Source organism: Flavobacterium sp. AK-345 (assembly GCF_058310175.1).
Genome location: NZ_JBZEER010000001.1, coordinates 524,358 through 544,177, shown reverse-complemented (window position 1 = coordinate 544,177; position 19,820 = coordinate 524,358). Strand labels below are relative to the sequence as shown.

Annotated in this window: 17 protein-coding genes and 1 tRNA gene; 13 read left to right on the top strand and 5 right to left on the bottom strand. The window is 33.2% G+C overall.

The genetic code is table 11. The features are described from left to right. The first annotated feature begins 298 nt into the window (after positions 1 to 298). From AC4FQ3_RS02500 to AC4FQ3_RS02480, 5 genes are all read left to right on the top strand, one after another. The gene (locus tag AC4FQ3_RS02500) at positions 299 to 1,360 is read left to right on the top strand and encodes an efflux RND transporter periplasmic adaptor subunit (protein ID WP_302096050.1); all 1,062 of its coding nucleotides are present in this window, start codon (positions 299 to 301) and stop codon (positions 1,358 to 1,360) included. A 104-nt stretch (positions 1,361 to 1,464) separates the two neighbouring features. Continuing rightward, positions 1,465 to 4,563 carry an efflux RND transporter permease subunit gene (locus AC4FQ3_RS02495; protein WP_491180743.1) on the top strand — a complete coding sequence of 1,033 codons (3,099 nt, stop codon included), beginning with the start codon at positions 1,465 to 1,467 and terminating at the stop codon, positions 4,561 to 4,563. Positions 4,564 to 4,620: 57 nt separating this feature from the next. Continuing rightward, positions 4,621 to 5,928 (top strand): TolC family protein, encoded by a 1,308-nt coding sequence (locus AC4FQ3_RS02490; protein WP_491180742.1) that lies wholly within the window; start codon positions 4,621 to 4,623, stop codon positions 5,926 to 5,928. 26 nt (positions 5,929 to 5,954) lie between these two features. After that, positions 5,955 to 6,818 (top strand): bestrophin family protein, encoded by an 864-nt coding sequence (locus tag AC4FQ3_RS02485; RefSeq protein ID WP_491180741.1) that lies wholly within the window; start codon positions 5,955 to 5,957, stop codon positions 6,816 to 6,818. A 72-nt stretch (positions 6,819 to 6,890) separates the two neighbouring features. After that, positions 6,891 to 7,811 carry an AraC family transcriptional regulator gene (locus AC4FQ3_RS02480; RefSeq protein ID WP_302096047.1) on the top strand — a complete coding sequence of 307 codons (921 nt, stop codon included), beginning with the start codon at positions 6,891 to 6,893 and terminating at the stop codon, positions 7,809 to 7,811. Positions 7,812 to 7,940: 129 nt separating this feature from the next. On the opposite strand, the gene AC4FQ3_RS02475 is transcribed toward AC4FQ3_RS02480, so the two are convergent. Then, positions 7,941 to 8,315 (bottom strand): DUF779 domain-containing protein, encoded by a 375-nt coding sequence (locus AC4FQ3_RS02475; RefSeq protein WP_042567076.1) that lies wholly within the window; start codon positions 8,313 to 8,315, stop codon positions 7,941 to 7,943. Between the two features lie 76 nt (positions 8,316 to 8,391). Continuing rightward, a complete protein-coding gene (locus tag AC4FQ3_RS02470; RefSeq protein WP_491180740.1) occupies positions 8,392 to 9,897 on the bottom strand; it encodes an aldehyde dehydrogenase family protein in 1,506 nt (501 codons plus the stop codon). A gap of 351 nt (positions 9,898 to 10,248) precedes the next feature. On the opposite strand from AC4FQ3_RS02470, the gene AC4FQ3_RS02465 reads away from it, so the two are divergent. After that, complete coding sequence (locus tag AC4FQ3_RS02465) at positions 10,249 to 11,241, top strand: hypothetical protein (RefSeq protein ID WP_491180739.1); 993 nt, start codon at positions 10,249 to 10,251, stop codon at positions 11,239 to 11,241. A 168-nt stretch (positions 11,242 to 11,409) separates the two neighbouring features. Continuing rightward, positions 11,410 to 13,830 carry a phenylalanine--tRNA ligase subunit beta gene (pheT, locus tag AC4FQ3_RS02460; RefSeq protein ID WP_491180738.1) on the top strand — a complete coding sequence of 807 codons (2,421 nt, stop codon included), beginning with the start codon at positions 11,410 to 11,412 and terminating at the stop codon, positions 13,828 to 13,830. Between the two features lie 288 nt (positions 13,831 to 14,118). Here the strand turns inward: pheT and AC4FQ3_RS02455 are convergent, their stop codons facing one another. Next, positions 14,119 to 14,943 carry an N-acetylmuramidase domain-containing protein gene (locus AC4FQ3_RS02455; protein ID WP_491180737.1) on the bottom strand — a complete coding sequence of 275 codons (825 nt, stop codon included), beginning with the start codon at positions 14,941 to 14,943 and terminating at the stop codon, positions 14,119 to 14,121. A gap of 258 nt (positions 14,944 to 15,201) precedes the next feature. Between AC4FQ3_RS02455 and AC4FQ3_RS02450 the strand changes: the two genes are divergently transcribed. From AC4FQ3_RS02450 to AC4FQ3_RS02435, 4 genes are all read left to right on the top strand, one after another. Continuing rightward, a complete protein-coding gene (locus tag AC4FQ3_RS02450; protein WP_491180736.1) occupies positions 15,202 to 15,648 on the top strand; it encodes a hypothetical protein in 447 nt (148 codons plus the stop codon). Positions 15,649 to 15,657: 9 nt separating this feature from the next. Beyond that, entirely contained in the window at positions 15,658 to 16,305 is a 648-nt protein-coding gene (locus AC4FQ3_RS02445; protein ID WP_491180735.1) for a hypothetical protein, read from the top strand. 98 nt (positions 16,306 to 16,403) lie between these two features. Continuing rightward, a complete protein-coding gene (locus AC4FQ3_RS02440) occupies positions 16,404 to 17,063 on the top strand; it encodes a sensor histidine kinase (protein ID WP_242607246.1) in 660 nt (219 codons plus the stop codon). Further along, positions 17,053 to 17,697, top strand: a complete 645-nt coding sequence (locus tag AC4FQ3_RS02435; RefSeq protein ID WP_042567084.1) for a response regulator transcription factor — start codon at positions 17,053 to 17,055, stop codon at positions 17,695 to 17,697. Before AC4FQ3_RS02440 ends, AC4FQ3_RS02435 begins: the two co-directional genes overlap by 11 nt. Before the next feature lie 26 nt (positions 17,698 to 17,723). Here AC4FQ3_RS02435 and AC4FQ3_RS02430 read toward each other — a convergent pair whose 3' ends face one another. Together AC4FQ3_RS02430 and AC4FQ3_RS02425 are read right to left on the bottom strand one after the other, a co-directional pair. Further along, entirely contained in the window at positions 17,724 to 18,497 is a 774-nt protein-coding gene (locus AC4FQ3_RS02430; protein ID WP_491180734.1) for a hypothetical protein, read from the bottom strand. 29 nt (positions 18,498 to 18,526) lie between these two features. Beyond that, on the bottom strand, positions 18,527 to 19,039 hold the full coding sequence (locus AC4FQ3_RS02425; RefSeq protein ID WP_491180733.1) for an adenine phosphoribosyltransferase: 513 nt from the start codon (positions 19,037 to 19,039) through the stop codon (positions 18,527 to 18,529). Between the two features lie 113 nt (positions 19,040 to 19,152). On the opposite strand from AC4FQ3_RS02425, the gene AC4FQ3_RS02420 reads away from it, so the two are divergent. Together AC4FQ3_RS02420 and AC4FQ3_RS02415 are read left to right on the top strand one after the other, a co-directional pair. Next, positions 19,153 to 19,226 (top strand) — tRNA-Arg (locus tag AC4FQ3_RS02420). A 114-nt stretch (positions 19,227 to 19,340) separates the two neighbouring features. Continuing rightward, positions 19,341 to 19,745, top strand: a complete 405-nt coding sequence (locus AC4FQ3_RS02415) for a helix-turn-helix domain-containing protein (RefSeq protein WP_491180732.1) — start codon at positions 19,341 to 19,343, stop codon at positions 19,743 to 19,745. The last annotated feature ends 75 nt before the right edge of the window (positions 19,746 to 19,820 follow it).

The window sequence follows — 19,820 nt, the reverse complement described above, 5'->3', positions numbered from 1 at the left end:
TGCAAAAAAAATATTTGTTTAGAATTATTATAAACCATTCACAAAACCTAATCAATTGACTACAAATATTTTAAACATTTACTATCCAGAAATTGTTAACTTTAACAGAAAAAAAATCAAATTCAGTTTAAACCTTTTATCAAAAAACCAGTCTAAAGGCAAAAGTTTGCCCAAATAATCTATTAAACAGCTGTTTAAATTTATTGTTAAATAAAAGCTAACGCCTTTTGATTTCAATACAAAAAGTTAAATTTGCGAGCTACTAAAAACACCAAAAAAATATCTTTACCTCAAGTTTATGAAACTGAAAAACCTAATTTACGCCCTTATTATTATAGTACTCGGAGGGTTTATCACTTATAGAGTGATGTCTAACAAAAGTAAAAATGATGAATCTAAAAAATTCGGCGATAAAGACAAACCTACAACTGTAACCGGAATTGTTGTTCAAACTTCAACTTTTGATAATAATTTATCATTATCAGGATCTATTGAAGCCAATGAACAAGTAGAAATTCATAGTGAAGTTTCGGGAATTGTTGAGGGAATTTATTTTACTGAAGGTACATATGTAAATAAAGGTCAGGTTCTTTTTAAGGTAAACGATATTGAATTAAGAGCTCAGTTAAAGCAGGCACAGACAAAAGAAGGTTTAGCCGCTGAAAACGAAAGAAGAGCAAAATTACTTTTGCAAAAAGAGGCTATAAGCCAGGAAGAGTTTGATGTTGCCAATGCAGATTACGCATCGATGAAAGCTCAAACACAATTAATTAAAGCACAAATTGCCAAAACTTCTGTGAAAGCTCCTTTTTCAGGAAAAATTGGTTTGCGCTCTATTTCACCGGGAACTTATATTACACCAACTATTTTGGTTGCAAAATTGGTTAATACCGGAAAATTAAAAATCACATTTTCTATTCCCGAAAAATATGCTTCGCAAGTAAAATCAGGTTCTATAATTGATTTTACTGTTTCGGGATCTGATAAAATATATACTGCAAAAATTTACGCCATTGAGCCGGAAGTTGAAGTCGCAACCCGTACTTTAAAAATACGCTCGATTGCAGATAATGTTGAAGGAAAACTTTTCCCCGGAACATTTGCCGATGTAAAACTGCCTTTAAGTATTATTAAAGATGCTATTGTAGTACCTTCTGAGGCTATCGTACCAATACAGGATGGTAAAAAAGTCTATATCGCAAATATGGGCAAGGCCAAAGAAGTGATGGTAGACGCTACAACAAGAACTGATGCTTCAATCTTAATTTTATCAGGATTAAAAGCAGGCGACACTTTGATTACAAGTGGTGTAATGTCATTAAAAAATGAAGCTCCGATAAAAGTTAACGTAAAAAAGTAGTTTTGAATTATGAGTTAAGAGTTAATAATGATGAAGTTTAAATCTTAAATCTATTCTCTATACTCTATTTTCCTTATTCAAAATCTAAAATCTAAAATATAAACATGAGTTTATCAACCACAAGTATAAGAAGGCCCGTTTTAACCATTGTACTGAATCTTTTGATTATTTTATTCGGTTTCATTGGTTATACCTTTCTGGGTGTTCGAGAATTCCCTTCTATTGATCCGGCGCAGGTTTCTGTTAGAACCAACTACACAGGAGCCAATTCTGATATTATTGAATCACAAATTACGGAACCCCTTGAAAAAGCAATAAATGCAATTGATGGAATCAGAAATATTACTTCGTCAAGCAATCAGGGAAGCAGTAATATTACCATCGAATTTAATTTAGATAAAAATTTAGAAGAAGCTGCAAACGATGTTCGAGACAAAGTTTCGCAAGCCGTTAGAAGTTTACCCCAGGATATTGATGCGCCGCCGGTAGTTTCTAAAGCTGATGCTGATAGTGAATCTATTATTTCGATGACAGTTCAAAGTGATAGCCGAAGCTCTTTAGAATTAAGTGATTATGCAGAAAATGTTATTTCGCAGCGTTTAGAAACTATTCCAGGAGTAAGTGGTGTTCAAATCTGGGGACAAAAACGTTATGCGATGCGTTTGTGGATCGATCCGATAAAATTAAATGCTTATAATTGTACTGTTTCTGATGTTCGCGATGCCTTAAACGCACAAAACGTAGAACTGCCTTCAGGAAAACTAACAGGAAACAACACAGAACTTACCGTAAAAACAATTGGAAATCTTTCTAAACCGGAAGAATTCAATAATATTATCATTCGTACAGATGGAGATAAAATTGTTCGCTTAAGCGATGTTGGAGGTGCCGAATTAGGTCCTGAAAATATTGAAACTTCTTTAACATCGTCCGGACTTCCAATGATTGGTTTAGCCATTGTACCGATGCCGGGAGCTAATTATTTAGATATTTCATCTGAATTTTATAAAAAATACGAAGCTTTAAAAAAGGATCTCCCAAAAGATATCAAACTTAATATCGCACTTGATAACACACTGTTTGTAAAGAAATCAGTACTTGAAGTTGCCGAAACATTGGGAATTTCGATCATTCTGGTAATTATCATCATTTATTTATTCTTTAGGGACTGGGCAATTGCTTTCAGACCTTTAATTGATATTCCTGTTTCGTTAATCGCTACGTTTTTTATCATGTGGCTTTTCGGATTCTCTATCAACGTATTAACTTTATTGGCAATTGTTTTGGCTACAGGTTTGGTGGTGGATGATGGAATTGTGGTAACCGAAAATATCTTCAAGAAAGTCGAAGAAGGAATGTCGCCAATTGAAGCAGCTATAAAAGGATCAAACGAGATTTTTTATGCTGTAATTTCGATTTCGGTTACACTTGCTGCGGTATTTTTACCTGTAATTTTCTTAGAAGGTTTCGTTGGCCGACTCTTTAGGGAATTTGGTGTCGTAATTGGTGCCGCGGTATTAATTTCTGCCTTTGTATCCCTGACTTTAACACCAATGCTAAACGCCTATTTGATGAAAGGCGGCGAACAGAAAAAATCGAAATTCTATATTAAAACAGAACCGTTTTTTGAAAAATTAAACAGCGGTTATGCAGAGTCACTTGGCCGATTTATGGATAAAAAATGGATCAGTTTCCCTATTTTGATTGTTTGTTTTGGATTGATTTATTTGTTCTTTACCATTCTACCAAAAGAAACAGCTCCATATGATGACCGTAGTTCTGTAACGATGCGTATGACCACTCCAGAAGGTTCTTCTTATGAATATACCAACCGTTTTATGCAGGAAATGTCAAAATTGGTTGATGATTCTATTCCGGAGAAAAAAGTTAGTTTAGTAATTACCGCGGGAGGTTCAGGAGGTTCTGCAACAAATTCAGGTTTTATTAGACTTTCACTAAAAGAACCAGACGAAAGAGCCAGATCTCAAAAAGATATCGCTGATAAATTAACCAAATGGACGAAAAAATATCCAGACGCTAAAACATCTGTAATTCAACAGCCTACAATTTCTGTAAACAGACGTGGCGGACTTCCGATTCAGTATATTATTCAGGCACCAACTTTTGATAAACTTAGAGAAAAAATCCCTGCTTTTATGGAAGAAGTCGGTAAAAGTGATGTTTTTTCTACAACCGATGTAAATCTGAAATTCAACAAGCCTGAAATAAACGTAAGTATCGATCGTGCAAAAGCCGAAAGTTTAGGTATATCAATTATGGATATTGCGCAAACTTTACAGCTTTCTTTAAGCGGTCAGCGTTTTGGGTATTTCATCAAAAACGGAAAACAATATCAGGTAATTGGTCAGTTTGATCAAAAAGACCGTTCGAAACCTTTGGATTTAACCTCTATGTTTGTGAGAAACAAATCCGGTCAGTTGATTCAGATGGATAATGTTGTAAAAATACAAGAGCAAAGTAATCCACCGCAATTATACCACAATAACCGTTATATGTCTGCAACTGTTGCCGCAGGTTTAGCACCGGGAAAAAGTATCAGCGATGGTATTGAGGAAATGGATCGAATTAAAGCTAAAGTTCTAGATCAGAGTTTTACAACCGATTTAAGTGGAGAATCGCGAGATTTTGTCGAAAGTAGTTCTAATACTTCTTTCGCCTTCGGGTTGGCTTTATTATTAATATTTTTGATTCTGGCTGCTCAATTTGAGAGTTTTATAGATCCGTTAATTATTATTTTAACTGTTCCAATGGCTGTTGCCGGCGCATTATTTTCTCTATGGTTATTCAACCAGACATGGAATATTTTTAGCCAGATTGGTACCGTAATGCTTATTGGTCTGGTAACCAAAAACGGTATTTTGATCGTAGAGTTTGCCAACCAGTTGCGAGAACAGGGCAAACCAAAACTTGAGGCTATTTTAGAAGCTTCGGAAGCGCGTTTACGTCCAATTTTGATGACCAGTTTAGCCATCGCATTAGGAGCTTTGCCAATTGCAATGTCGCTTGGAGCGGCTTCTACAAGTAGAATTGGAATGGGAGTTGTAATTGTTGGAGGAACAATTTTTTCATTAGCATTGACACTTTTTGTTATTCCTGCAATCTATTTAATGTGGTCTAAAGCCAGAAAACATTATCCGGAATTTGACCATATTGACGAATACGAAAGAGAAAGTAACAAATAATTTATTGGCTGTAAATTCCTGATTTGGTTCATGAATTTACAGCAAAAGAAAACCAATATGAATATTAAAATTTTATTTAGCAGTTTATTATTCTTCTTATGCATTATAAAAATAAATGCACAAGTAACGCTGACTATTGAAGATGCTATGAAAATAGCTTTGGAGAATAACTTTGAAATTAAAATTGCAAAAAATAATACCCAGATAAGCGAGACAAACGTAACCATTGGAAATGCAGGAATGCTACCCGTTGCGACTGCCTCAATTGTTGATAATAACAGCATTACCAACTCATCGCAAACACGTCAGGATGGTACATCAACCTCTTTGGATAATGCAAAAAACAACAGTTTAAATTATGGTGTAACGCTGGGCTGGACGGTTTTTGACGGAATGAAAATGTTTGCAAGATTAGATCAGTTAAAAGAGCTTCAAAAGCTTGGAGATTCTCAGCTTAAACAAACCATTTTGGTAAAAATTGGTCAGGTCAATTCTTCTTACTACGATTTGGTTCAACAGCAGCAACAATTAGCCGCTTTAGATACTACAATTGTAATTTCAAAACAAAGACTGACATTGGCACAAAATCGTTTCAGCATTGGAAAAGCTTCAAAATTAGAGGTTTTAAATGCTCAGGTTGATTTAAATTCAGATCAGGTTGCTTTGTTGAGACAAAAAGAATCGTATGCGAATGCCAAGATTTTATTGAACCAGTATTTGGCGCGTGATCCAAAAATTGACTTTAAAGTTACTGACCTGGTTACAGTTGACAGTACTTTGGTTTTGACTAATTTAATGGATTTGGCACAAAAACAAAATCCGGCTCTCGAAGCTCAAATAATCAACAAACGTATTGCCGAATTGCAGCTTAAACAAGTAAAAGCAGACCGTTATCCTGTTGTAAACCTGACTTCTGGTTATAATTTTTCTGAAACCCAATCGAGTTTAGGTTTTACAAGTTCGGCATCATCCAGAGGTTTAAATTATGGTTTTAATGCAACACTAAATATATTCGACGGTTTTAATCAGCATCGAAATGAAAAAGTAGCAAAACTGCAAATCGAAAACACTCAAATTGCTATAGAACAGCAAAATATGATTTTGAACACGCAATTAAGCACGGCTTTTCAAACCTATTTGACCAATTTAGAATTAATTGATCTTGAAGAAGATAACGAAGCAATTGCCAAACAAAATTTGGATATTACTTTGGATAAATTCAGAATTGGAACCATTACAACGATTGATTTCAGGACAGCACAGCTTAATTATGTAAACGCAAAAGTGCGCTACAGCAATGCACAATACGAAGCTAAATTATCTGAAATTGCGCTAAAAGAATTGGCGGGAAATATTAATTTTTAAGTAAATTTGTTTCAAAACAAACTTTAATGATTTCATACAATACCAAAGAGTGGTTTACATTTATATTCCATTTTCATAAATCTGATACTGTTAGAAAGTTATTGCCTATTATGCTTGCTATCGGAATATACGCGGCAACGGTTGGTTATCTGGAAGTTGAATATTTTAAATTTGGTAAAAACGACTATATACACAACATTCCTATTATGCACGGAATGCTTGGTTTTGTCATTTCATTATTGCTTGTATTTCGTACCAATACAGCTTATGATCGCTGGTGGGAAGGACGCAAATTATGGGGCGGTCTTGTAAACAGCAGCCGTAATCTTGCGATTAAACTTTCGGCAATGCTAAAAGAGGAGAATGACAGGAAATTTTTCAGAAAATTCATTCCAATGTATGCCGATATTTTGCACAAACATCTTAAAGATGTAGATACGAGCAAACAGCTTTTTGAAGATGTAGATTTGGAAATTGATCATCATAAGCACAAACCAAATCAATTGAAAAGAATGATGTTTCATAAAATCAATGATTTGTATGATGACAAAAAAATTACCGGCGATCAGCTTATTATTTTAAACGAAGAATTACAATCTTTTACGGATATTTGTGGTGCCTGCGAGCGTATTAAAAACACACCTATTCCCTACTCTTACAGCGCTTTTATCAAAAAATTCATCTTTTTTTACACGATGACTTTGCCATTTGGATATTCAATTAGTCTGGGATATTATGTTGCACCGGTGGTCGTTTTTATTTTTTATGTTTTGGCGAGTTTAGAACTTATTGCCGAAGAAATTGAAGATCCGTTTGGCGATGATGAAAATGATTTGCCAACCAGAAAGATTTCTGAAAACATTAAAAAACACGTTGAAGAGCTAATTTAAATAAACGTTAAATTAGGGTTTCTGTCATTCTTTTTGATTAAATTTAAGCTTTCTACTTAAAATTTAATTCTAATGAACAATCAACGCTTTTTAGTTAATCCGCTTCAATTATCAAAAGAGAAATCATTAAAAACACTGGTTGAAAACAGAACGATTTACAACTTAAATCATTGTGAATTAAATCTTTTTGAAACTTACGAATCCTCAAAATTAGTTCCGCTAAAATTCAATGATCTCGTTGTAACAAGTATGTTGAGAGGAAAAAAGATCATGCATCTTTTTGATGATCCGGAGTTTGATTATTTACCCGGAGAAACTGTAATTGTTCCTTCGAATGTAGAAATGAAAATCGATTTTCCTGAAGCTTCAAAAAAAAATCCCACACAATGTTTAGCGCTGGCAATTGAACAGTCAAAAATTACTGAGATTTTAAATTTTCTAAACGAACGTTATCCAAAAGAAGGAAACAATTTCTGGCAATTAAACTATCAAAATTATTTCTTTTATAATAATGTTGATATGGCTGCCACAATCAACAAACTCATTAAAGAATGTATGAGTACGTCTATCACCAAAGACGCTTTGGCAGATTTAACGCTGCAGGAATTACTAATCAGAATCATTCAAACACAGACTGTAAAATCTATTGATGAAGGAAATGTTCTTCAATTAAACAATCCTATAAATGAAGTCACCGCTTACATCAAACAAAATTTAAAGGAAAATATCAACCTAAAAAATTTGAGCGATAAAGCCTGCATGAGCAGCGCTTCTTTTTATCGCTTTTTTAAACGCGAATTAGGCATGAGTCCGATTGAATATATATTAAACGAAAAAATAAAATACGCCAAAAAATTACTTAAAAACCCAACAATACAAATCAATGAAGTTTGTTATTTATCCGGTTTTGAAGATGCTAATTATTTTATCAGATTGTTTAAAAAACATGAAGGAATTACTCCAAAGCAATATCAGCTGTTGTTTGTTAACTAAGTTGCTGAGATGCTAAGGTTCTAAGATTCTAAGTTTAACGCAACGTTTATTCTGTAATATTTATAACCGACGATTTATCATAGAGACGCACTGCTGTGCTTCTCTACAATTAATCTTTGTGTCTTAACTTTATTCAATGATCTTGACCGGTTCTAAATCTTTCTCTTCTTCTTCGGTAAAAATTCTATATTCAATCTGGAATGTCTTTTTTAAGGGAGTTTCCAAAGAAAAACCACCAACGCCAAAAGCGTCAATTACTTTTAACGTGAAATGTGCGTGTTTCCAATATTCAAATAAATCTTTATCGACCCAAAATTCAGTATCTTCAATAATTCCGATGCAGACATCGCCCATTCTTTGGTAATAACCGCCTTTTTCAAAACATTGTGGCTGTGTACCTTCGCAACATCCACCTGCCTGATAAAACATTAAATCGCCGTGCTTTTCCTTTAGTATTTTGATTAATTCTACGGCTTTTTCTGTGGCATCAATTCTTTTTATCATTATCTATTCTTTTATATTAAAATTATAAAAAAAGGTAAGTCAGAAACTTACCTTTTCAACCAAACAGAATAACTAATTAAAAGAAACCAAGTTTCTTTTTATCATACGAGATCAGCATATTTTTTGTCTGACGATATTGCCCTAACATCATTTTATGGTTTTCACGACCAATTCCGGATTGTTTATAGCCTCCAAATGGCGCTCCGGCAGGATAAGAATGATATTGATTGATCCATACACGACCGGACTGAATGGCTCTTGGAACCTGATAAATCTCGTGTGCATCACGTGTCCAAACGCCCGCGCCTAAACCGTACATAGTGTCATTTGCAATTTCGATAGCTTCTTCAGTCGTTTTAAAAGTGGTAACGGCGAGAACCGGACCAAAGATTTCTTCCTGAAAAATTCTCATTTTATTATGTCCTTTAAACAACGTTGGTTTAATATAATATCCGCCTTCAAGATCTCCTCCTAAATTATTTTCATCACCTCCTGTCAATAATTCTGCACCTTCTTCCTTACCAAGTTTAATGTACGACATGATTTTTTCTTTTTGAACCAATGAGGTCTGTGCACCAATCATAGTCGATTTATCCAACGGATTTCCTGCAATGATCGCTTCTGTTCTTTCGATTACTTTGGCAATAAACTTATCGTAAATATCTTCGTGAATTAATAATCTTGACGGACAAGTACAAATTTCCCCTTGATTTAAGGCAAATAAAACAGCACCTTCTATCGCTTTATCGAAAAAATCATCATCATGATCTGCAACAGACGGGAAGAAAATATTTGGCGATTTACCACCAAGTTCAAGTGTAACCGGAATAATGTTTTCGGTAGCATATTGCATTACCAAACGTCCTGTGGTTGTAGAACCTGTAAAGGCAGCTTTAGCCACTTTTTTATTGGTTACTAATGGTCGGCCAAGTTCGGCACCAAAACCGTTTACTATATTTAAAACACCCGGAGGAAGAATGTCGCCAATCAATTCCATTAAAACCAAAATAGAAATTGGCGTGCTTTCGGCTGGTTTTAAAACAATTGTGTTTCCTGCCGCCAAAGCCGGAGCAATTTTCCAAACGGCCATTAAAATTGGAAAATTCCACGGAATAATTTGTGCTACAACACCAAGAGGTTCACTTAGAGCGATTGAAACTGTTTGAGAATCTAATTCTGCTATCGAACTTTCTTCGGCACGAATTACACCTGCAAAGTATCTAAAATGATCTATTGCCAATGGAATATCGGCAGCTAACGTTTCGCGAATTGGCTTTCCGTTGTCAATCGTTTCAACCGTAGCAATATACTCCAGATTATCTTCGATTATCTGAGCAATTTTATTTAATAAAATACTGCGTTCTGTTACCGATGTTTTTCCCCAGGTTTTAAATGCTTCATAAGCGGCATCCACTGCCAATTCTAAATCTTCTTTACCCGAATGAGCTGCTTTAGTAAATACTTTTCCATCGATTGGTGATATAACATCAAAATACTCTCCCTTTACCGGGGCTGTAAATTTTCCGTTTATATAATTATCGTATTTGGCCTTAAATTCAGGTCGTTTTGTGATATTACTCATGATATAGTTTTTTTTGATTCATTTCAAATTTACCTTCATAAATCGAAATAGAATAGCACTTTTCATTCATCTAATAGCACAAAAATTACATATTCGTTTTTATAACTAAGTTTTAATACTTATTTAATAAAATATTAATAGTAAAAATACAAAATACTTAATTCAAGAACTTTTTTGGCGATCTACTATACTAATAAACAAGCCCTTAATCGCCTAAATAATACATTAAACGATTATATTTTGAAATGTTAATAATAAGCGATAAAATTTGTGATAGATAATTTATATGCCTGTTAAAAATCTGCGCAGATGGTATTGAATTGTTTTTTACTAATTTAATTCCTTATTAAAATGAAAAAGATTATTTTAATGCTGGTTTTAGCTTTTGTTTCAGTCAATTGTGCTAACGATCCTGTAAGTACCGACACTCCAACAGAAGCTAAAGAATCGAATAGTTCTGGTTTAACCTCCAAAGGAACTTATTCAGAATGTGATCCTGTTTCAATTAACATTATGGCCGGGCAATTTACAAACTCGGGAAAAATTTTAGTTGAAAATGATGCTACCAATCTTTATGTAACCTATACTGCACTTAGCAACTGGTATTTTAGCGAACTGCATTTATTTGTGGGTCCGTATGCCAATATTCCAACCCAAAATGGAAACCCTGTTCCCGGGCAATTTCCGTATAAAAAGACTTTTAACCCTTTAGTTCAAAGCTACACTTTTACGATCCCCATTTCCAGTATAACGCTGGATGCAAACAAATGTTTTTACATTGCAGCACATTCCAGCATGAAAAATGTTATAAACGGAACTATTGTAAAAACTGAAACTGGCTGGGCCGGAGATATTAAATTTCCCGGAAAAAACTGGGCAACTTATTTTAATTATTGCCTAAGAACCTGCACAACGCCTCCTTCTGATGTAACAACTTGCGACACAGCGTATATGTACGGAAACTATACTTTTAATGCCTTACAAATCTCAGAAAAATGGGGCTGGGCAAATTATTACGACAATGCACAAAATGGCATTTATACTTATAATTTATATGCCGGAGCAGGACAAAATGATATTACTAAAGGATATTTGGCCGGAACAGTTACGGTTACTATTCAGGGTGCCAATATAGGTATCGAAATCAACGCAACAAATCCTGGAACTGTATTTACAGAAACACATGTTTACTTATCTGATAGTCCTCCTACAACTGCGGCGCCGGGTCAATTTGGAAATCAACATACATTAAACAATACAATGTTAGATAATTACAATTTAACTTATAGTGGTGATGGCACTTTTTGGTTAATTGTTCACGCTGGAGTCTGTACTACCGAATAATTTTAATTTATAAAAAGAGAGGACTTAGGTTCTCTCTTTCTTTTTAAATTCAAACTTTAAATCATTTATTTTTGAAAAAAAAATCTTAATCAAAAAACAAAAAAATATTTCCAACTCCCACGATCAATCCTTATATTTACACCCTTATTCAAGAATAATATCACTAAAATGAAAATATCTTACAACTGGTTAAAACAATTCATTAAAACAGACTGGACGTCTGAACAAACTTCAGAATTATTGACAGATTTGGGTCTGGAAGTTGAAGTTGTCGAAAAATATGAATCTGTAAAAGGTGGTTTAGCAGGAGTTGTTGTAGGACACGTGTTAACATGCGAAAAACACCCTGATGCAGACAGATTAAAAGTTACAACTGTAAATATCGGTCTTGAAGTACCTGTACAAATTGTTTGCGGAGCTGCGAATGTAGCTGCGGGACAAAAAGTACCTGTTGCGACTATTGGGACAGTTTTATACGATAAAGACGGTGTAGAATTTACTATAAAAAAAGGAAAAATTCGCGGTCAGGAAAGTCACGGAATGATTTGTGCCGAAGATGAACTGGGATTGGGTTCAAGCCATGACGGAATTATGGTTTTGGATGAAGCATTAACGCCTGGAACTCCTGTTGCTGAAGTATTTCAAATTGTAAATGATGAAGTTTTCGAAATTGGTTTAACACCAAATCGTGCTGATGCCATGAGCCATTTTGGAACCGCACGTGATTTAAGAGCAGGAATGCTGCAGCGTGGTGTAAACGTAGAATTGATTACGCCTTCTGTAAGCAATTTTAGAGTTGACATGCGTACTTTAAAAATTGATGTTAGTGTCGAAGATTCTCATTTGGCGCCAAGATATTGTGGTGTAACAATTTCAGGAATTTCTGTTGGGCCATCACCAGCATGGTTACAAGATCGTTTAAAAGCGATTGGATTAACTCCAAAAAATAATATTGTTGATGTTACTAATTATGTTTTACACGAATTAGGACAACCTTTACATGCTTTTGATGCAGCAAAAATCAACGGAAAAGTAATTGTAAAAACACTACCGGAAGGAACTAAATTTACAACTCTTGATGATGTCGAAAGAACATTGCATGCAGAAGATTTAATGATTTGTGATGAAAAAGGACCGCTTTGTATTGCGGGAGTTTTTGGAGGAAAAAAATCTGGTGTTACTGACGGAACTACAACTATATTTTTAGAAAGTGCCTATTTTGATGCCGTTAGTGTTCGTAAAACAGCAAAAAGACACCAATTAAACACAGATGCTTCTTTTAGATTTGAAAGAGGAATTGACCCAACGATTACAGAATATGCTTTAAAGCGTGCTGCTCTTTTAATTCAGGAAGTAGCGGGTGGAAAAATCACATCTGACGTTGTAGAAGTGTATCCTAAAAAAGTAGAAGATTTTTCAGTTTTACTAAATTTCAGCCACGTTTCTAAAATCATCGGACAGGAAATCCCAAAAGATACCATCAAAAAAATATTAGTTTCTTTAGATATTAAAGTAAACAGTGTTTCTGATTCTGGTTTAGGATTAACAATTCCGGCTTATCGTGTTGACGTTCAGCGTGAAATTGATGTTATTGAAGAAATCCTAAGAGTTTACGGTTACAACAACATTGATTTTTCTAAAAAATTCAACGCTACAGTTTCTAATTCACCAAGAACTGAAGATTATAAAGTACAAAATGTAATTGCATCACAATTGAATTCTCAAGGTTTTCATGAAATGATGGCAAATTCTTTAACAACAGCGGCTTATGCAAAATTATCTACTGTTTTAAAAGAAGAACATAACGTTACAATGCTTAATCCGTTGAGTAGTGATTTGTCTACAATGCGTCAGTCTTTATTGTTTTCAGCGCTAGAGGCAATTTCATACAACATCAACAGAAGAAATTCGGATTTAAAATTATTTGAGTTTGGAAAATCATATCATAAATACTTAAATGGTTACGAAGAGCATAAACATTTGTCACTGTCAATTTCAGGAAACAGAAATAAAGAAAGCTGGACAAATGCGCAAAAATCGACTGATTTCTTTTTATTGAAAGGATATGTGAGTGCGATTCTATCTCGTTTGGGAATTGATAAAATCTCAAATGCGCCTGTGCAATCGGATGTTTTCTCTGAAGGAACTTCTATTTGCTACAATAATGATACTTTGGTTGAAATGGGTGTTGTAAAAAAATCAATATTGAAACATTTCGGAATTAAACAAGATGTTTATTATGCTGATTTTAACTGGGATTTGGTTTTAAAAATCATTACAGGAAAAATTAAATATTCTGAAATTCCTAAATATCCAGAAGTTCGTAGAGATTTAGCTTTGTTAATTGATCAAAATACAACTTACGAAAGCATTTACAACTTGGCAAAACAAACGGAAAAAGTACTTTTGAAAGACATTAATTTATTTGATGTTTATGAAGGTAATAAACTTCCGGAAGGCAAAAAATCTTATGCCTTAAGTTTTACTATTCAGGATAATACAAAAACGCTTACAGATTCTCAAATTGACAAAATCATGTCGAAATTACAGCAAACTTTCGAAACAGAATTGGGAGCTAGTTTGAGATAAAAATTTTATTTATACATAATTCAGACCCGACAGGTTTTAAAACTTGTCGGGTTTGTTTTTGTTTTTTTGTTTCAGGTTTCAAGTTTCAGGTTGTTGGAACGTATAATTAACCGCAGAGTTCGCTAAGAATTACGCAAAGTTCACAAAGCTTTGCGAACTTTAAATTTAAAACTTATTTTAATCTCTTTGCGAAACTCTGTGTAATTCTTAGCGAACTCTGCGGTAAAAATTATGTTCAAAGAAAAGCAAACTTGAAACTTGAAACCTGAAACCTGAAACAAAACCTATTTAAGCAGAAAATTTAGCATACGCTTTCATCAATTTTTCATCGTATTTATTTGTTTTATAAGCCGGGCCATTATATTTCAAAGCAAAATCTGCCCATTTTTTGTTTCTCAAAAGACCAATCAAATTATTCGTTGCCAAAAACATGCCGAATGCCTTTAATTGCTCACCTTCGTTTAAGTACATCTTTTTTACATAGTCATCTATAGATGCATAACCAATAGAAACGGCGTTAAAACCCATTATTTGGTACAAACCCCACGATGCCGAACATTTTGCTGCATCACTAAATTTCTTGTCCGGATTTAAACGTATTGCTTTTTCCAGTCTTGTATATTCTGCGGCACCTCCCAAGTAATACTTTTTTGTATAATTTTTATATAAAACATCCTGATTACTGGCGTTGGCATAATTAGCGGGATCTATATTTCGTTTTTCGAGTTCTTTCCAAAAAATATGTCCTTCAAATAAAATCTTCGGACGCCCGTCTACTAAAAAGCCCTTCCCTCCGCTTTCAACTTCATTAACGGCCTTAACAATAGCCAATTCAAGATTGTGAGCCTTTGAAAAATCAATCAGATTTTGTTCTGAAAGCAATTTACTATTCGAAGAAAACCCTTCTTTGCTTTTTTCGATAAGCGCAGACCACGTTTTAAGCCCTACAATTCCATCTACAACCAAATTATTTTTTAGCTGAAAATCTTTAACGGCTTTGTTTGTTTCAGTCCCAAAGTAATCAGAAACAATAACGCTGTATTTTAGTTTTTCCAGAAGTTCATTTAGGTAATAAACTTCGCTTGACTTGAGTCCAAATTTTATAGTTTTCATACTTTTTATTTATAATTATTTTAGATGGTGGTTTTATTTATTTTATCCGCTTGTTTTTTTGCATGAAAATAAACCATATAAAAGTAATTATTATTAAACAACTAAAATACAGTACTTTAACCTGTTTTTAAAATAATTCAACCTAATGAAAAAAGGGTAAATTCACCCTTGTGTTTCTGCAACGATTAAAATACTTTTGGCAGAAATATTTAATAAAAATATTGTTAACTAAACCTTTAACCAATTACATTAAAAAAAATGAAAAACCCTCCCGCTAAACCAAGTCAGTTAATTACCAGAGAATTTGCTCAGGTATTAAACGTAAATTACAACAAAAAGAAAGCCGATTTAAAAATCGGTAAGTCTGCTAAAAAAGAAGAAAAAGAAGAAGCAAATGCCATTTGGTATTCGATAGAAGCTTTAGAAAGTTACATTCATTATGTAAAAACTCAGGGCGCACAAGATGGCTACAATGTTGATGGCATTCGTTTTTATTTTGGCGTTTATCCTGAAGATGAAAAACACGAAGAGAAAGCAGGACAAACAACTTTGTTTTTAGTCCCGACTGGTAAAAAAATAGAGGCTGCCAATACTGCAAAAATTCAAAGCTTTGTCGCCATACAAGATGATGCACCAAGCGACATACAAAGCCTTGAACCAATGAATTATGGAAATATTGGCAGACCGCCAAGCTTAACATATTAAAAAAAGTTTATGTTTGAATTTTTAAGATCTTATGTTATCTATTTTGCTTTATTATCAGGACTTATTGGTTTGATTTCATTACACAAACTTCCTGATACTAAAGCAAAATCTTTAGTTTTTTTAATTTGGTTTTCGATACTTATAGAAATTGTTGGCTACTATTTTACGTACTGGACAGGTTTATTAAATTATTATGTATATAATTTTTACATGCTCATCAGTATTTCGGCCTATATATTGATTATCAGGAGTCTTCTACCAAAGCGAAATAACAAAATATCAGCCGTTCTGTTTTTAATATTGTTTGTGTTTTCTTTTTTTCTCAACCTTTTATATTTTGAAAAAGACATGAACAACTCTTTTATTTATAGTTTTGCCGTAGGCGTTTTGGTAGTTATGATATTATCTTGCTTATATTTGGTAGAAATTTTTAATTCAGACAAAATACTAAACTTTAAAAAATCAGTTTTCTTTTGGTATATCTTAGGAATTCTGGTTTTTCATGTGCCTTTTTTACCTTTCATGCTTGCCATAAAATGGTTCTTAGTGAAACAGGATGAATCTATTTTTAGTCTGGTATTGTTTATTCTGAATTTTTTAGCGCATAGTTGTTTTATCATCGGGTTTTTATGGAGCGAAAAGAAGTACAATTATTAGTTATTTTGTTAGGTATAGTTTTCTTAACTTTACTCATCATTTTGCTTGTAATATTCTTTTATTTCTTAAAGAAAAAAAATAATTATCTCGTTGAAAAAATGGAAGCTAATCTTTATTTTCAATCAGAATTAATCAAAACCAGAATTGAAATAAAAGATCAGACGCTTTCTGAAATCAGTAAAGAACTTCATGACAATATTGGGCAAATCGTCTCAGTTGGTATTATGCAGCTTAATATGTATCTCAACAGCGAAAAGCCCATTCAGCAAAGTGAATTAAGTGATTTAAAAGAAATATTAGCCAAATCGCTGGACGAAATTCGAATTCTGTCCCGAATTATCAATAAAGATAATTTACTGCAAAGCAATTTTATCGAAGCCATAAAACAAGATTTAGAGCGCATAAAAAAACTAAAAAGCATTCAGTATAAATATACTCTTTCCGGAGAAATACCTGAGATTAGCGGAGAACATGATTTGTTTATTTACCGAATTTTTCAGGAAGCTTTGCATAATAGCCTAAAACATTCGCATAGTGATAAATTTGAAGTAAATATTACCACAACAGACGACGTTTTTTGCCTGAAAATTAAGGATTTCGGAATTGGTTACGACGCGCTCAATACAAATTCAGGCCAGGGATTGGGCAATATGAAATTAAGAGCTAAATTAATTGGAGCTACTTTAATTATGGAATCAGACGCATCAGGAACTACCGTAACTTTAGAATACCCTTTAACTAAAACCAATGAAACCTAAAAACAAAATTATTATTGTAGATGATCATTTACTGTTTTCGCAATCGCTTGAACTTTTGATCAATAGTTTTAAAGATTTTGAAGTAATAAACCGCTTTGAAAATGGTAAAGTTTTTATTACCTACTTACAGGAAAATGTAGATACCAATGTAGATTTAATTTTATTAGATGTAAATATGCCTGTTTTAGATGGCATTAGCACCATGAAATGGATTAAGGAAAACAGGCCGGAACTTAAAGTTATTGCACTTTCTGTAAATGACGACGAAGAAGTTATTATAAAGATGATTACCAACGGTGCCAAAGGATATTTATTAAAAGATACTTCGCCCGAAATATTTAAGGATGGCATTGTATCTGTTATCGAAAAAGGCTTTTATTTTACTGAATTAGTTTCGGGAATGCTGGTGAAGAAAGCCAATGACGATTCAAAAAAAGTCAATTTAAAAGAAAAAGAAATTGTTTTCATAAAACATGCCTGCACTGAGAAAACATACAAAGAAATCGCTTCGGAAATGTGTTTAAGTCCAAAAACAATTGATGGCTACAGAGAGTGTTTATTTGATAAACTCGAAATTAAAACCAGAATAGGTTTAGTGCTATATGCTATAAAACACAAAATTGTCTTAGTTTAACCAACTAAGACAATTTTTTTTTGAACTTAATCAAACGGAATTAATCTATCGTTTGGTAAGTCGTATTCGTATAATTTACCGTTTGTATCATCAAGATATAACCACTGAATTATATTAGTATGATGCTCAAAATCATTCGATATTCCTAAAACAATATAAGAATGGTTTTCTCTGTCTTTTTCTTCAATCGAATAGCTTAAATCTGCGTTTGCATCTTTTATAGTACTTTTTACCAGTTCGCTTTTAGAATTTGCCAGATAATATTCGACTTGTTCGTAGATATGATCTTTAAAATCTGCTGTAAAATCGTTTTTCTCTGAATAGTATTTTATTGGTTTAGGATGTTTTTTTCGAAACAAACTCACATTTCCATCTTTTATTTTTTTTGCATTTACAAGCCATTCAGCAAATTCCAGTTTTTCTCCTTCGCCGGCTTCATAAATGGTATCCATTTTCCAGGATACATCAAGTAAATCTCCTCTTTTAAAAGCTTTGGCATTTGCAAGATCTGTATAAAACGAAATCAGTTTTTTGTCTTTCTGAACCGTAAATAAAGCATAATCTCCATTTCCATCAAAATTAACAAATTGAACAGTATCTTCATAAACCTGTTCCAGCTGTAGCTTCTCGCCAGTTCTTAAATTACTTTTCAGGTTTAAATCTGAAGAATTATCAGTTACATCCTTTACAACTGTTGTATCTTTCTGAATGTTATTATTCAAATTTTCAGCAGTAGTTTCTTTATTGTCTTTACAGGAAAATAATACGGCAAGTAATGCCACACAATACAATTGCTTCATAGTAGGTTTATTTTAAATGATTTGGGTCATTAATAGGTAATTGCAGCAAATATAGGATTATCCTTTATTTTTTCTCTTCCATTTAAAAAAGAAAGTTCCATCAAAAAATTAAACTGAACAATTTCGCCTCCTAATTCATTTACTAAGTCGGCAAGTGCTTTTGCTGTTCCGCCGGTTGCAAGAACATCATCGTGAATTAAAACTTTATCGCCTTTTTTGATAGCATCAATATGTATTTCTAAAGAATCAGTTCCATATTCTAATTCATAAGAAGCAGAAATTGTTGTAAAAGGAAGTTTTTTAGGTTTACGTACAGGAACAAAACCTGCATTTAAACGATCGGCCAATAACATTCCGAAGAAAAAACCGCGACTCTCTGCTCCTATTACCACATCAATTTTTTGTCCGTTTAAAGAATTTAGCAATATTTTAAGGCATTCTTCTCTTGCAATAGGATCTTTTAGTAGCGGAGTGATATCTTTAAATAAAATTCCTTCTTTAGGAAACCCCTGAATATCACGTATATAATTTTCAATCTTCATTTTTTTTTATTTTTATGTTATTTTTCGTTTGTATATGTCACATTTATGCCTATATTTGCACCCGCTAACAGCAATCAACAAAGGTATAAAAAATACCTTATTGAAAAACAAAAGGCCTCGTGGCGCAACTGAATAGCGCACTTGATTACGGCTCAAGAGGTTACTGGTTTGAATCCAGTCGAGGTCACAAAATTAAAATCCCATTTCTAACGAAATGGGATTTTTTTTTAATTTTTGAAACGCAGGGTTTTAATTCAAAAAATGGTTTTATCTTTAAGCCTTTAGAAAATTGATATTCATTATGGAACAGAAAATACATCAGGGAAGAAACGTAAAACGCTTCAGAGAAATGCTTGGCATCAAACAAGAAGCATTAGCTTTTGATTTGGGAAATGACTGGAACCAAAAGAAAATTTCTATGCTGGAGCAAAAAGATGTAATTGAAGATGATATACTTAATCAAATCTCAGACGCATTAAAAATTCCAATTGAAGCTTTTCAGAATTTTGATGAAGAGCAAGCGATAAATATTATTTCTAATACTTTTCACGATACTCAAGGCTTGATAAATTATAGCCCAACTTTCAACAATAATTCAATAGAAAAATTGATTCAACTTCATGAAGAAAAGATTGCTTTGTACGAGCGTATGTTGAAAGAGAAAGATGAAATGATGGTTAGGCTTGAAAAATTGATTAATAAATGATTATTTATAAAGATATATTAAACCAAAAAAGAGACTCGAAAGTCTCTTTTTTGGTTTTAATATATCACGGGTGCG